Origin of the sequence: Bacillus cereus group sp. BfR-BA-01310 (assembly GCF_022664325.1) — a bacterium.
Lineage (GTDB): Bacteria > Bacillota > Bacilli > Bacillales > Bacillaceae_G > Bacillus_A > Bacillus_A paramycoides.
Genome location: NZ_JAKUHD010000017.1, coordinates 70151 through 84362, shown reverse-complemented (window position 1 = coordinate 84362; position 14212 = coordinate 70151). Strand labels below are relative to the sequence as shown.

The following is a 14212-nucleotide window of genomic DNA, read 5'->3' as shown; positions in this document are numbered from 1 at the left end:
CGGAACGAATGGCAGAACATACCGCAGAATTGGTCATTCCAAGGTCCACGGAAATAATCGTTTGGTCTTTTATGTTTGTTTTATTTAACGGAATTTTCTTCTCATAGGAGATAGCTAGGTAGTATTTCTTACCACTTTTTATCAGCTTTGGATTGCATTCTTTCCAACCTGAAACGCCTCTCTTTTCTAAATCCATTGGTTTATATGTAATATCTACCCAAACCCAATCTTTTTTTATCAATAACTTTAATTTCGCTTCATGGTTACTTCCTTTTTCAAACATGTTACCGCGGTAGAACACAGGAAATTCATTGTGTTCAAGTTGAAAAGAAGGTGGACGTTTTGAAAAACGTTTCCCCTCTTGTTTCGCTTGTTCTTTTTCTTCTACCCAGTTTTGGAGTAAGGAACGATAACTTTTCAATTTTCCGAAGGCGGAAGCGATAGCCGCGCGCCTGAAATAACTAGGGAACTTGTAAAACCGTTGGTTAAACTCTTTATATTTAGGAAGTGGGTTTGTTTTCGTCGTATGCGTCAACATTTCCACGGCCGGTACGATTCCTTTTGTGTTCCAATCGTCCAAACTTAAAAATTCTTTATCAATAACATTCATAAAATACGAAAGTGCTTCATTAAAAATTTGAATCGTCGGTTCAAAAATGTTTGTTTGATTTGTTATTTTATGTTTTAACGTTTTAGATTTTGTCGTGGACATTCAACAAACCCTCCTTCCTCTTCGTATTTGATTATACTAAAATCGTAACCTATATAAATTTAGGTGTAAAATAATAAGGGGTGATTTCATGCATGAATGTAACAAGAATAGACACGCCATATAAACTAACATATCATTTAGTTATTTTCACAAAATATAGACATCCTTGTATCAATGAAAACATAAAAATAGGCTCGTGGAAATTGCCCACAACCTATTTACAAAGTGGAATTGTACAATTATTGAAATGAACGGTGAAGAGGATCACATACATATCCTGTTTGATGCTCCGCCACAAATTCACTTAGCTAATGTTGTGAATAGTTTTAAAACAGTTACTTCCCGCTATATACGAAAAGAGTTCCCCGATGAATTGAAACCTTTTTACTGGAAACCGTATTTTTGGAGTAGAAGTTACAGGTTACTAACAACGGGAGGCGCACCAATTGAAATTTTACGTGCGTACATAGAGAATCAAGGGAAGTAAATTACAGAAGGCTAACCTCCACTAAATCGAAGATTTTGAAGAGGAATGCGCCTTCTTATTTTTGGTTCAATTGCTGAAAACTAATAATCAGTGGGGATAAAAAAACTCCCCACTGATTAAAGTTTCACTTTATCCCGAATTAACGGGCAGTAGAGCAAAGAAGCTAGTCTGAAAGTTAACTGCCCGTAAATACCCGATTGGTTCAACTAATAATCAGTGGGGATAAAAAACTCCCCACTGATTAAAGTTTCACTTTATTGTAACACGCAATGTCATATATTTCTTTGCATATTCTAGCGATTTATGACAAAATAGTTATAAGATTCTGATTTTAATTATTGGAGGGAATTTTCATGGGAGTATACGTTCTAACAGTCTTTGAAAAAGATGGTTCAAAAGCATTAGACGAATCATTCGAGGCGGCAACTGAAAAAGAAGCGAAATCGAAAGGCGAATCTATTTTACAAGAAAAAGGATTGTACGAAAAAACACATCGCTGCACATCTTCTGCAGGCAAGCTCGTTTTATTCCAGCGCTAAAAAAAGAAGCGTCATCCGCTTCTTTTTCACTCTACTATATCTTCGTCACACCACGTAAATACTACATCTAGAATGCGATTACCGATACGTACGCGCTTATTCCATTTTCCTGTTTGGATCTGATGTTGCAATTCTGTCTTCATCTTTTCCGTCCAGTCGTGAATCGTTTCACTACCGTTATATGGATATACGCTCGGAAACTCTTTCTGCAGAAGATGCAAACTCTCTGCATCAAAATGAAAATGGAAGAAGTAGTTTGCTGTAAGCGATGGTTCTTGCAATCGTAAAAAATGATCATCGATTTGCTTTCTATTTCTGTAGAAAGTAAAGATGTTCACTTTTCCGCTCGTAATTTGGTCAATTTGAATTTCGTGCTTCTCTATAATCACGTCTTGCCCACCTCGTTATATACTACCTTTAGTATATATGTCTTTTGCAACAAAGTTAACCATTTTCGCACGAAATTCATTTCCTTCATTATAATTCCCGTACCTCCAAGTACAATCAGGACAAATAAAAAAGTTGAAGGGGAGCGATCACATGTATTTCGGAAGCAAAGGTTGGTATGTAAAAGAACTTAAAAAATTAGGTATTCGTACTTATGAAGGCAAAAAACTAGAATCTTATCGTACGCATGTTTTATCTAGTTTACTTGAGAGAATGAAGAAAGCTTCGGCTTAATAGATGTAGGAAGCAACTACGGTTGCTTCCTTTTTATTTTCTCACACCCCTTAATAAGCATTCAGACCAAAAATGCTATAATTAACCCAATCACACTAAGGGGGAAAAGTTATTTTGCGCGGAACATGCATTCAATTTCATAAGTTTGGCAATCCGAAAGATGTGTTACAAGTTGAATATAAAAATATAGAACCATTAAAAGATAATGAAGTTTTAGTTCGTATGCTAGTCAGACCTATCAATCCATCTGACTTAATTCCAATAACCGGGGCGTATGCACATAGAATTTCTTTACCTGATATACCTGGTTATGAAGGTGTTGGAATTGTAGAAGATGTTGGTCCTTTCGTTTCTAAAGATCTCATCGGTAAACGTGTTTTGCCATTGCGCGGAGAAGGCACCTGGCAAGAGTTTGTTAAAGCATCAGCAGACTTTGTGGTCCCTATGCCTGATTCAATTGATGACTTTACAGCGGCACAAATGTATATTAATCCCCTTACAGCGTGGGTCACATGTACAGAAACTCTAAACTTAAAACAAAATGACGTTTTATTAGTGAACGCTTGCGGTTCTGCTATTGGTCATCTATTTGCTCAGTTATCAAAAATTTTAAACTTCCGATTAATTGCAGTTACAAGAAATAATAAGCATACAGAGGAATTACTTCAGCTTGGTGCTGACTATGTAATAGACACTTCCACTACTCCGCTTTATGAAACAGTTATGGAGTTAACAAACGGGATAGGCGCAGATGCTGCGATTGATTCTATTGGCGGCTCAGATGGAAATGAATTAGCGTTTTGTGTACGTCCCAATGGACACTTTTTAACTATAGGTCTTCTATCAGGAGTACAAGTAAACTGGGCAGAGATTGTCACTAAAGCAAAGGTGCATGCTAATATATTTCATTTACGACATTGGAATAAAGACGTGTCAGCATATAAATGGCAGGAAACGTTCCATCACTTAATCCGCTTAGTAGAGAATAAACAATTGCGTTTCATGACGGTACATTCTACGTATGACTTAGCAGATGTAAAACATGCAGTTGATGTCGTTCAATCTGCCGAGAAAACAAAAGGAAAAGTGTTTTTGACGAGCTAATAAAATTATAAAGGATAGATTAACAGTATAAAATATACTCTATCTATCCTTTTTGTATCTTATTTAAACTTAATTTCCGAAGGTTTTTTCAAAATAGAAGCCTGGCCCATTAATTTGTGGAACAAATCCTTCTTGAGTCGAGCTGTTTTCCACCATATTTTGTTCTTCTGCTGTTATAACAGTGATCACATCTTTCTCTTCTACTACTTTTCTTTCTCTTTGATCTTGTTCTTCTTTAGTAACAAGCTTATATTGATCTCCATCAGTCTGTGCAAATACCTTTGTACTTTGAACATCTTTTACAAATCCAAATGATAATGCTAATACACTCGAGAAGGCAATAGATAATACTAATTTTCTTTTCATAAGTACCCCCTATTTTCCCATCATATTCATTATGAATATAATACCATAAATAACTTATTAATCCAGTTCAACAGAGATAAGTCGATTTAAAAATTTTCGTTTGGATAATCCCTTATAATTTATAGGATCCAAAAGTGTATTTGCCCCTACGCAACGTTATCACCTCGTTTCAACTACCTAAAAAATAACATTGTCAACAGAACTTAAATTGGTTATCATAAAAGCGAATATAACAGGAGATGAGCAGATGAATATAAACGAAAAGAAATCTTTTTCAAAAGTTTCTCGACGAAAATTAGTCGACGAAGTGTTGGAACGTCTACAAGAAAAAATCTTTTCTGGTGAGTATGAAGTAGGTGATCGCCTCCCTACAGAGCCGCAATTAATGGAAGAGCTAGGTGTAGGGCGTTCAACGTTGCGAGAAAGCATAAAAATATTAGTACATGCTGGCATACTAGAGGTTCGACAAGGACAAGGTACTCGCATTATCTCACTAAATACAGCACAAGATTCATTTGAAAAACGATTACAAGAAGCTAATATTAGTCATGTGTATGAAGCACGTAATATGTTGGATAAGGAAGTAGCTATGTTGGCGGCACAACGCCGAAATGAAGAAGATCTTTTGTACTTAAAAGGACATTTAAATAAAAGAAAAAATGCCCTTCAGGAAGGAAATTATGTAGCATACATAGATGCAGACATTCAGTTTCATCTAGCAATTGCAAAGGCGAGCAAAAACGAAGTTCTACTTGATATGTATCAATCTTTCGTACCTGTTCTTCGTTACATTTTAAGCCAATTAATATTAAATACAACTGACTATGAAGATAACTCTGAGGTTCATGAAAAATTATTCCAAGCTATTTTAAAACAAAATGCCGAAGAGGCTCAAACATACGCTGTTCAAAATTTGGAGCTGAAATAAGCTCCTTATATATTACACTTAAACATCAGATGATGTTACGAATAAAGAAAGGAGAATGAAGAAATGCCACAAACGACTTTTCAAATAAAGTCCATCAACATCGGAAAAATAGAGCAACTACCTTATGGAAAAGCTCTTATTTCAACAGCAATAAGAAAATACCCTGTCCAAGGTGATATATTTTTAACGAAAAATGGTTTACTTGGGGATGAACAAGCTTATAAAGATCATGGCGGACTAGATAAAGCATTATGCGTTTACTCTTACGATCACTACGCCTATTGGAGCAAAATAATCCCTTCTATGATAGATGATTCACTCTTTGGAGAAAATATTACCGTATACGGATTGACTGAAGAAACTGTTCATGTTGGCGATATCTTTTCTTTCGGAGAAGCAATTATACAAATATCAGAGCCAAGAAATCCATGCTATAAACTTGCAAAGAAATATAACGTCCCTACCCTGCCACTTGAAATGCAACAAACTGGATTTACGGGTTTCCTCTGTCGCGTGTTACAAGAAGGAAAAGTTTCTACAAGTGATTGTTTACAACTTATTAAATCACATCCTAAACGGGTGTCTATTGTACAAATTAACCGTGTTAAATTTCATGATAAAGATGATATAAAAACAATAAAAAACATTATTGAATTGGACGCATTGTCAAATAGCTTACGCGAATTACTATTAAAACGTTTAAATAAATAATTATGTCATTAAACATCAGATGATATACTCAATAACATCTGATGTTTAAGAGAGGAGAAAAAGAAATTGAAACATCGAGAACGAACTTTTTTGTATATATTAGCACTATTTTTCGTTTCAATTAATTTACGCGTCGGAATCACATCCGTTTCACCTTTATTAGAAACAATCCGCCAAGACTTAAATATAAGCAACTTTTCCGTTAGCTTTTTAACAGCTATCCCTGTATTTTGTATGGGCGCATTCGCTTTACTGACGGGGAAAGTAATTAAAAAATATGGCGCAGAAAAAGCAATTATGGCTTGCCTTATTTTAATCGGCTTTGCAACATGTATGAGAGCCTTTACCTCTTCCCTTTTTACATTATTCACAAGCTCTCTATTTATCGGTATTGGAATCGCACTTGCAGGACCGTTACTATCAGGTTTTATTAAAGAAAAATTCCCTACTAAAATCGGCTTAATGATTGGAATATATTCAGTAGGCATGGGAACTGGCGCTTCTTTAAGCGCAGGATTAACGATTCCTTTACAACATGTATTAAAAGGATCTTGGAATATGGCACTCGCTTTTTGGGGTGTACTTACTATCGTAGCCATTATATTTTGGTATCCGGTTATGAAACGAAAAAAGAATACGCACGTACAAAATAGAAAGAATAATAGTTTGCCTTTAAGAAATAAAAAAGCATGGTTGTTCACAATCTTTTTCGGACTACAATCAGGAATCTTTTATTCTATTACTACTTGGCTTGCGCCAGCAAATCAAAGTATGGGTGTAAGCAACCAACAAGCTGGTACTCTTATAACCGTTTTTACAGTTATTCAAATGATATGCAGCTTTTTAATTCCAACGTTAGCCGATATTTATAAAAACCGAGCACTTTGGTTATTAGGAAGCATATGTTTTGTACTGATAGGTTTATCGCTCATGATATATCCATTAACTACACCATGGATTACTTCTATTTTACTAGGGATCGGGCTCGGCGGTGTATTTCCACTCGCTCTAATGCTACCGCTATATGAAACAAAAACTTCAGAAGATGCGAGTGCATGGACTGCTATGATGCAATCAGGAGGATACATTATAGGTGGCTTCATTCCTGTCTTAGCAGGAATCGCTCGTGACTATTTTAATGGTTATACGCAAGTTTTTATTATAATGGCACTTCTAAGCTTAATTTTGTTCATTTTAACTTTAGTCATGAGCAAAAAAAAGATAGAAACGAAAGATCTTATAGCTTAAATGAAAAGAATGAGCCTTTTCCTAAAGGATAAAGCTTATTCTTTTTAATTCTACAACTTGAAAACAAAAAAAGCCCCTCAAAGCATACACTTCGAGGGGTGAGCCTGTTTTTTATTCTATTATATACGTACAGCTGTACCACTTACAGCAACCATTAACATTCCATCGCGAACAACTTCGTAATCTACGTCAACACCAACGATAGCGTTCGCACCTTTTTGTCTTGCAAGTTCTTTCATTTCATTCATTGCAATATCACGAGCTTCTTTTAGCTTACTTTCATAAGCACCAGCACGACCACCGACAACATCACGAACTGAAGCGAATAAATCACGGACAATATTAGCACCCATAATAGCTTCACCATTTACAATATCAATATACTCAATAATCTCTTTACCCTGAATTCCAGACGTTGTTGTTACAATCATGACTGACACTCTCCTAATAACTTATAGTTTTTGATTAGCTTTCTTATGTCTTTATTATGACAGGGAAAAAGTATCTAATCTATTGAATTACCTTACAGAAATGTGACAGTTTTGTAAGGATAGAAGTTTATTTATTCATCCCTTTACAAATACTATCTAAATTGACAGAAAATTATTATAATTAATATTAAGGAGGGATAATATGAAAAAAATCACATCTATATGTGCTCTAACCGTTCTATCTTTCACTTTAATTGGTTGTACAAGCACCTCGACTACAGATAAGACTTCACAAGCTAAGCAAGAACATACACAAAATACCATTCAATTAAACTCCGCAAATATTACAGACATTGAAATACTTAAAACAACAAATAACAATGTTTCAAAATCTCAAACAGACAATGAGGAAATGATAAAATCTATCGTCTCGGCAGTTCAAAATGGAACTCCTAAAACAATCACACTAGATCAAAACAAGAGACAATCTGCCCATTCTACTATAACCGTTACATATAAAGACGACTCGAAAGAAGAATTTCTTGTGTGGGTTGATAATAAAGATCAAATTACGATTGCTAAGGGTGTAAATGGAGATAAGACAGAAGGTGTAACAGTGGGCATTGAAAGTTCTAAAATAATGAAGGATTTTTTTAAATGACAAACGAAAAAAAACAACCTGATTCCCTATAAAAAGGACTCAGGTTGTTTCTCTTTTTAATATGTAAACGTAATCGTCACCAAAGAATATCCTTCTTTTGCATTATACGGCTCCGCCTTATATGACACTCGATTGGCTCCTTTTGGATAACTGATTTCTCCAATTGCCTTTTTCACATCTTGCAATGCACCGTCCATTGATTGCTTATAAAGAACTTCAATCTTTTCTGGTTTTGCACTATAGCGCTGCTGCATTTTATTTTTCAGTTCATTATAATTATTTGCAACGTACTCATTTCCTAAATAATTTAGTTTTGTATCTTTTAATATTTGTTCATATGCAACTGTTTTAGAGCTACCTGCTGCAATTTTATTTGTAAGTGTATCATAATAATTTGTAGTAGCCTGTGGGTATTCACCGCGGTTCCACTCGTGATTTCTTGCAATTTGTTCATCCGATAAGTTGAAATAAGAATACGTTACTCGGCCTTGTTCATCCGGTATTGGATCATCGAATGTTGTATCAAGGTGGTACCATTTATTATCGACTTTAACTAAATTCCAAGCATGAGGTTGTCCGTCTCCAGTTCCTACTACAAAATGATTCTCAATTCCAGCTTCTTTTAACAATTGATAGGTTAATAGTGCGTAACCTTGGCAAACGGCAGAACGATTCACTAACGCCTCATATGCCGTATACGCTTTATAAGACGTATCATAAGAAACATGCTTCACTACGTAATCATGAATCGCCTTCACTTTTTCGTGATCATCCATTCCCACTTGAATAATAGAGGAAACGATCGCTTTTGCTTGTTTCATTACATATTCCGTTTGTTCTTTCGTTTCACGATATGTAATATGTAACGTAAACGTATAATTTCCAGGTGATCCAGAAAGTGAATATGAAGCATTCGATCTATTATAATTTGTATACTCATTTTTATTTGCAACTTCTTTATATGCGTTAAAAAGTGTATTCATCACTTCTTCTGTATTACTATTTTTCGTTTGATACGGAAGTGTAATGTTCGTTTCGTATGTATTAATACGCTTTTGTACTTCATCTTTAAACGTTGTTAATAAAGCAGCATCTCCTGTACTTTTCACATCAGAGTTTTTATATTCCAAAGCTTTATATAAAAACTGTGCATATTGTTCACGTGTTACTGTAGTATACGGCCCAAACTTCCCTTCACCTGTACCTGCTGCAATCCCATTTGACTGCACCGCACTAATCGCGTTTTCTGCCCAAAAACCATTTGGAACATCGTTAAATGTATGTTTTTTCGTTGCAGAGACTTGAAAAGTAATTGTAAGAATTTGTGCCGTTTCCGCACGACTAACAGAATCTTTCGGTCTAAAACCGCCATTTCCATCACCTTTAAAAATCCCTAATTTCGTTAACGTTAAAACCTCTTCAGGAAACAGTGTAGAACCTGAGCGAATATCACGATAAGGATTGTTTAAAGTAGATCCATCTTTTAATACATAACGAGTTCCATCATTACTAAACGAACCGCCTTGCTTATTCGGTACTAACACTCGATAAACTAAAGCCGCAACTTGCTCTCTCGTCGCAACATCACCAAAACCAAACTTCCCATTTCCATAACCTGAAATAATATTTTTACTCGCTAAATCTTTAATCGCAGGATAGGACCAGTGCGATGTTGGCACATCAGAAAAAATGCCTGCTTCAGCAGCTTTAATCTCATCAACATTTGTATATAATAAAGCACCACCAATAAGTGATAATGATGTAATTGATTTTAATAGTTTTGTATACATAATGCCTTCTCCCAATACGTCTTCTATTTTTGTTATTTTTTGTCGAAAAATCTAAATGAATATGACAAAACACATTATACAATTAAAACTTTTCGGAGGATATACTAAATTTCAAAATGTGCAAAAACTCATATTACTATAGATATTCATATTGATATTATGCTACTTTGCTTGCGAATATATAAATATAAACGAAACCGCAGTCTGGGACTAGACTGCGGTTTTTCGACGCACAATGAATTACAGAAATCACCAAGAGTTGCATAATCTTTCATTGTAATTAACTTAACTTTTTATTTACTAAGAAACTTTGCAACAGAACCTAGTAAAGTCTCAAAAAACAACTTATTATCAATCAATATTTAGTAAAAACATATTAATACTTTAGAATTTCTTTAATTTTCATTATTTTTTATTTAAGATTATCCTTTATATTTATAATGTGTTTATTTGAATTTATCGTATTGAAGCGGATTTCCACATGACTATGAGCCATTCGGAAAATGGAAAAAATAAGGTCCCCATTAAATTAATTATACTGTTCTTTTGCGTCTTTTATCTATTTATGTTAATTATTATGCAGCTAAGAAAAGTACATTTTATCGATAGATATATATATATATATATATATATATATAAGAATGTAGTTAACAAACGAGAGAATGCGACAATTAATATTACAGTTCTGTGCGGGAAAACTTGGGTAAATTCAAAGTCATTCATACGACAATTGAGATTGGGAGCGTAATTACGGAAATGGTATCATATGAAAACGATGGAGAGTGGAACTAAAATGAATTTAGTAAACTTACGTCCTAAACAGCGGTCTAAGTATCGCATTCTACTAGGGACATGGTATTACTCTACAAAGAGGTACATTCAGTGGTTAACAGACGGAAAAACATATGCAAAAACGTTTCAACAAGAAAAGTTACCCTGTACAGCGATTCAGCACCGAACGATACTACTTCGTAAACTCAAAGATGTAGATATGTGGTATCAACAAAATAAAGTTATTAATTTAAAGATTGCTATTAAACAACTAAATGGTATCGTCATTAAACCGGGAGAAACATTCTCTTACTGGCGTTTAATAGGTAAGCCTACGAGGAGAAAAGGGTATGTAGAAGGTATGATACTACACTATGGATCTTTTCAAGCAGGTATTGGAGGAGGACTTTGTCAGCTTTCAAATTTAATATATTGGATGACTTTACATACACCATTGACAGTAACAGAGCGATATCGTCACAATTTTGATGTCTTTCCTGATTCCAAGCGGACCCAACCATTTGGAAGCGGAGCGACTTGTTCTTATAACTATTTGGATTTACAAATCAAAAATGAAACGGACCAATCATATCAACTTCACCTTTATATGACAGATAAACATTTAGTCGGTGAATGGGGAGTTGCCTATCCGCAGATTTATCAATATGAAGTTTATGAAAAAGAACACTCAATCCAATCTGCATACTGGGGTGGTTATATACGACATAATGTTATTCAACGTAGAGTATATAATCAACAGAAACAGTTTATAGAAGACCAATATGTAACGGAGAATCACGCTATAATGATGTACGAACCACTATTAGCTTATAATAACGAGGAAAGTGAGTGACTTATCATTGCTTACAATCAAGTCTGATAAGTATTTTGTAATTATATGTAACATGCGCTCATCTCTTAATATTTGATAGTCTATATATTTTTTTACTATAGTCTCTTTCACTTTAAAAGAATAGGCAATTCTCTAGCAATATCATTTCTCGTTTTTAGTGAAAATGTAGTTTATATCTTCCTTTCCAATGAACTGGTTCCTAAACTAAACTGCCCCGTTTCCACAATAAGAAGAGAGCTGTCCATAATTCGGTTTCACCGACTTATCGGACAGCTCCTCTTAGTTTCACCTTATTCTATCGATGAATCCAAACTGCACCTGCAGACTTGTCTTCAGCTTGACCTACTACTTCAAACTTTAATCCTAGTTTCGGCAACTTACGTCCTGCATCTGGAATCGCGCTGTTGATGTACTGCTTAGAGTCATCAAATTTTGCAACTCCTGGTAATCCTTTATAATCAAAGATACCGCGAGTTGGCGAATCTACTTTCCATGCTGGCGTTTGATCAAATGAGAATGCCGCATCGGCGATTTGATAACGCGTACTGCTCTTCACAGTCGGCTGTCCGTTTAATGTCCCTACGATTGCCTCTGGATGAGAATCTACTACTCCTAGGAATCCTTCACCTGGATGAACGCCTACCCAGTTATCTGTAAAGCTTTGATCCGCATACCATACAACCATTCCTGTATTAAATACTGGGCCACGCGCATGTTGTAACGCCGTGTCCGAACCAGCGTAATTTCTCCACTCTAAATAGTAGTTATGTTTTTTCTGTTCAAATCCGTTAGATACAGTAAATCCTTTTAACGTCATTGCTGGTTGACCTTCTGCATCATCAGAGAAAATAACTTTTCCATCTACAGTTAATGCTGCATTATCTAACGCAAACCCTTTATAAGCTACTGCAACATCTGTTAAATACTCAAATTGCAGTTTTACTTTTTTTCCTTTGAATTGGCTTAAATCGTATGATTTATCAACCCACTTACCATCCGTTGTATCCATACCGCCTTTTACATCTTTTTCGCCCATTCTATCAATACGTGTCTTCGTTCCATCTTCCGTAATCGCATTTACATCAAGGAAATCATACTTCGCTTCAAGTTCATAGAATGCCTTATAATCGAACTTAGCATCTTTTGCATTTGTTAAATCAAATACTGGTGTCTCAAGTGTTGTATGAATGTCATTTCCTTTTGTACTGTAATAAAACTTCTTACCAAACGCCGATTCGATATTTTTTATATCTTTGTCCGGCAAGTTAACACGAACGATTCCTGGTCGATTTGATTTTGTAACACTTTGATCTAAATATGTTGCAGCACCGATTCCCGTGCGAAGTTTATCATAATCTACCTCAACGATATTCGCCCAGTTACCATTCATATTCTTTTGGAAAAACTCTTTATTTTGTGGTGAGAAACTTGTTGGCTCTGTTCCTGCAATTTTTCCAGCCCAGCTACCGCCGCTCATAATAGACCATGACTCAATAGGTTCACCTTGTCCGGAGTACTTTGTATCATACTCATCTGGTAAACCTAAATCATGACCATACTCATGCGCAAACACACCAACCGCTCCATCTTCAGGCTCGATTGTATAATCGTATGCAGCCATCTTTCCGCCCCAATTCGGAACAGAAGATTTTGTGCCATCAATCGCATACGGTTTTGATCCAAGTTTTGAACGATGAGACCAAATCGCATCATCTTTCAATTTACCACCGCCAGCTTCTTGCCCCACGCCAGCATGTACAACCATTAAATGATCAATAATGCCATCTGGCTCATTTTTATTTCCATCACCATTTTGATCGTACTGATCATATTGATCAAAGTCTGCTAAATTGATCCCTTTTGCTACCGCTGCTTTTAATGCTTCTTTCACAAGATCGCGTGGCCCTAAAGGACCCTTGTTATCATGACCAGTTCCCGCATCCGCACCATAATCTGAAGCTTTTCCTGGAACAGTAAGCCATTCCGTTACAGTTCCATCAACTGTGTAGCTGCCACCAGATTGTTCTTCATAATATTGTTTAAATGTGTTAATCTTCGATCCATCAAATAACGTAAATAGTTCATCACCAAATAACATTTTTTGATAATGTTCACGATTAAAGTCCTTAGAATACATGTATCCTGGCTCTTGATCAATATTGTTATGCTTAAAATCGCTAAATTCTACGAGTAAAACAAGTACTTTATCTTTTCGAACAGCTCCATTGTACTCAGCTTGCTTCGCTGGTGTAGTAGGTACTTTTCCATTTAATTGTCTAGGATTCAATCCTGCATCTTGTCCAGCTACTGGTCCTGCTGCCTGCTGCTGCGCCTGTTCATTTTCCTTCATTTTTGCATCTTTTACTTTTTTCATAAAATCAGAAGCTTCTTGCGTAAGACTATCTCCTGTCAAGATTTCTTTCCCAGGGTTTTCCCCTTTCTTTTTCTCAACATATTTTTCGACAGCCTTTGATGTCTCAGCTTGTGACGCAGATTGATCAATTACTCCTCTTTGTTTTAGTGCTTCTGCCAAACGCTCCTCCGGTATTAAATGCTCATCTATTGGTAGAGATGACGTTGGTGTCTCAGCATACGCTGCATGACTCCCAAAAGCAAAACTACTACTTAGTACTGCGGCTGTTGCTAATACCGATAAAGGTTTTAACTTCTTATTCTTTTTCAATGCATTTCCTCCCCAGTGTCTGCGAATTATCGTTTTTTTTGCCGATAGAAACATAATATTCTCTTTATAGAGAATATTCAATATTTTTCAACAGAATAAATGTTGAGAAATATTTTTTTATGCAGGGTGAAATACGTAGGGTAGCAAAATACAAAGGTTCTGCTGGTTTATGCTTTTTTCAAATTTTGCACATAACTATAAAGCAGGATCACTCGTTCTTTTATCTTGATGGCGATGGAATAACGCT

The 14212-nt window shown here is 35.5% G+C and carries 14 protein-coding genes and 1 pseudogene; 9 read left to right on the top strand and 6 right to left on the bottom strand.

From position 1 onward, the window contains the following. Window positions 1-712: nuclease/transposase family protein (locus MR109_RS23500; protein ID WP_472926447.1), on the bottom strand; the 712-nt coding region annotated here is incomplete at its 3' end. 88 nt (window positions 713-800) lie between these two features. Here MR109_RS23500 and tnpA point away from each other — a divergent pair. Together tnpA and MR109_RS23490 are read left to right on the top strand one after the other, a co-directional pair. Beyond that, window positions 801-1199: pseudogene (gene tnpA / locus MR109_RS23495) on the top strand (IS200/IS605 family transposase). 353 nt (window positions 1200-1552) lie between these two features. Beyond that, window positions 1553-1738 (top strand): YhzD family protein, encoded by a 186-nt coding sequence (locus tag MR109_RS23490; RefSeq protein ID WP_002170682.1) that lies wholly within the window; start codon window positions 1553-1555, stop codon window positions 1736-1738. Between the two features lie 26 nt (window positions 1739-1764). Here MR109_RS23490 and MR109_RS23485 read toward each other — a convergent pair whose 3' ends face one another. Next, entirely contained in the window at window positions 1765-2127 is a 363-nt protein-coding gene (locus MR109_RS23485) for a hypothetical protein (protein ID WP_025149459.1), read from the bottom strand. 151 nt (window positions 2128-2278) lie between these two features. Between MR109_RS23485 and MR109_RS23480 the strand changes: the two genes are divergently transcribed. Then, the gene (locus tag MR109_RS23480) at window positions 2279-2419 is read left to right on the top strand and encodes a YflJ family protein (protein ID WP_000273536.1); all 141 of its coding nucleotides are present in this window, start codon (window positions 2279-2281) and stop codon (window positions 2417-2419) included. 114 nt (window positions 2420-2533) lie between these two features. After that, the gene (locus MR109_RS23475; protein ID WP_242274078.1) at window positions 2534-3523 is read left to right on the top strand and encodes a zinc-dependent alcohol dehydrogenase family protein; all 990 of its coding nucleotides are present in this window, start codon (window positions 2534-2536) and stop codon (window positions 3521-3523) included. A 69-nt stretch (window positions 3524-3592) separates the two neighbouring features. Here MR109_RS23475 and MR109_RS23470 read toward each other — a convergent pair whose 3' ends face one another. Beyond that, window positions 3593-3889, bottom strand: a complete 297-nt coding sequence (locus tag MR109_RS23470) for a hypothetical protein (protein ID WP_242274076.1) — start codon at window positions 3887-3889, stop codon at window positions 3593-3595. A gap of 247 nt (window positions 3890-4136) precedes the next feature. Between MR109_RS23470 and MR109_RS23465 the strand changes: the two genes are divergently transcribed. From MR109_RS23465 to MR109_RS23455, 3 genes are all read left to right on the top strand, one after another. Beyond that, window positions 4137-4817 (top strand): FadR/GntR family transcriptional regulator, encoded by a 681-nt coding sequence (locus MR109_RS23465; RefSeq protein ID WP_242274074.1) that lies wholly within the window; start codon window positions 4137-4139, stop codon window positions 4815-4817. 63 nt (window positions 4818-4880) lie between these two features. Further along, on the top strand, window positions 4881-5528 hold the full coding sequence (locus MR109_RS23460) for an MOSC domain-containing protein (RefSeq protein WP_242274073.1): 648 nt from the start codon (window positions 4881-4883) through the stop codon (window positions 5526-5528). A 66-nt stretch (window positions 5529-5594) separates the two neighbouring features. Next, window positions 5595-6776, top strand: coding sequence for an MFS transporter (locus tag MR109_RS23455; RefSeq protein ID WP_242274071.1), 1182 nt, complete (start codon window positions 5595-5597; stop codon window positions 6774-6776). 119 nt (window positions 6777-6895) lie between these two features. On the opposite strand, the gene MR109_RS23450 is transcribed toward MR109_RS23455, so the two are convergent. Then, window positions 6896-7207, bottom strand: a complete 312-nt coding sequence (locus MR109_RS23450; protein ID WP_002170671.1) for a heavy metal-binding domain-containing protein — start codon at window positions 7205-7207, stop codon at window positions 6896-6898. A 202-nt stretch (window positions 7208-7409) separates the two neighbouring features. On the opposite strand from MR109_RS23450, the gene MR109_RS23445 reads away from it, so the two are divergent. Beyond that, on the top strand, window positions 7410-7868 hold the full coding sequence (locus MR109_RS23445; protein ID WP_242274069.1) for a hypothetical protein: 459 nt from the start codon (window positions 7410-7412) through the stop codon (window positions 7866-7868). Window positions 7869-7924: 56 nt separating this feature from the next. Here the strand turns inward: MR109_RS23445 and MR109_RS23440 are convergent, their stop codons facing one another. Further along, a complete protein-coding gene (locus MR109_RS23440) occupies window positions 7925-9658 on the bottom strand; it encodes an S-layer homology domain-containing protein (protein ID WP_242274068.1) in 1734 nt (577 codons plus the stop codon). A gap of 793 nt (window positions 9659-10451) precedes the next feature. On the opposite strand from MR109_RS23440, the gene MR109_RS23435 reads away from it, so the two are divergent. Then, window positions 10452-11282, top strand: a complete 831-nt coding sequence (locus MR109_RS23435) for a VanW family protein (protein ID WP_242274066.1) — start codon at window positions 10452-10454, stop codon at window positions 11280-11282. 295 nt (window positions 11283-11577) lie between these two features. Here the strand turns inward: MR109_RS23435 and MR109_RS23430 are convergent, their stop codons facing one another. After that, window positions 11578-13965 carry an immune inhibitor A domain-containing protein gene (locus tag MR109_RS23430; protein ID WP_242274065.1) on the bottom strand — a complete coding sequence of 796 codons (2388 nt, stop codon included), beginning with the start codon at window positions 13963-13965 and terminating at the stop codon, window positions 11578-11580. Between the last annotated feature and the right edge of the window lie 247 nt (window positions 13966-14212).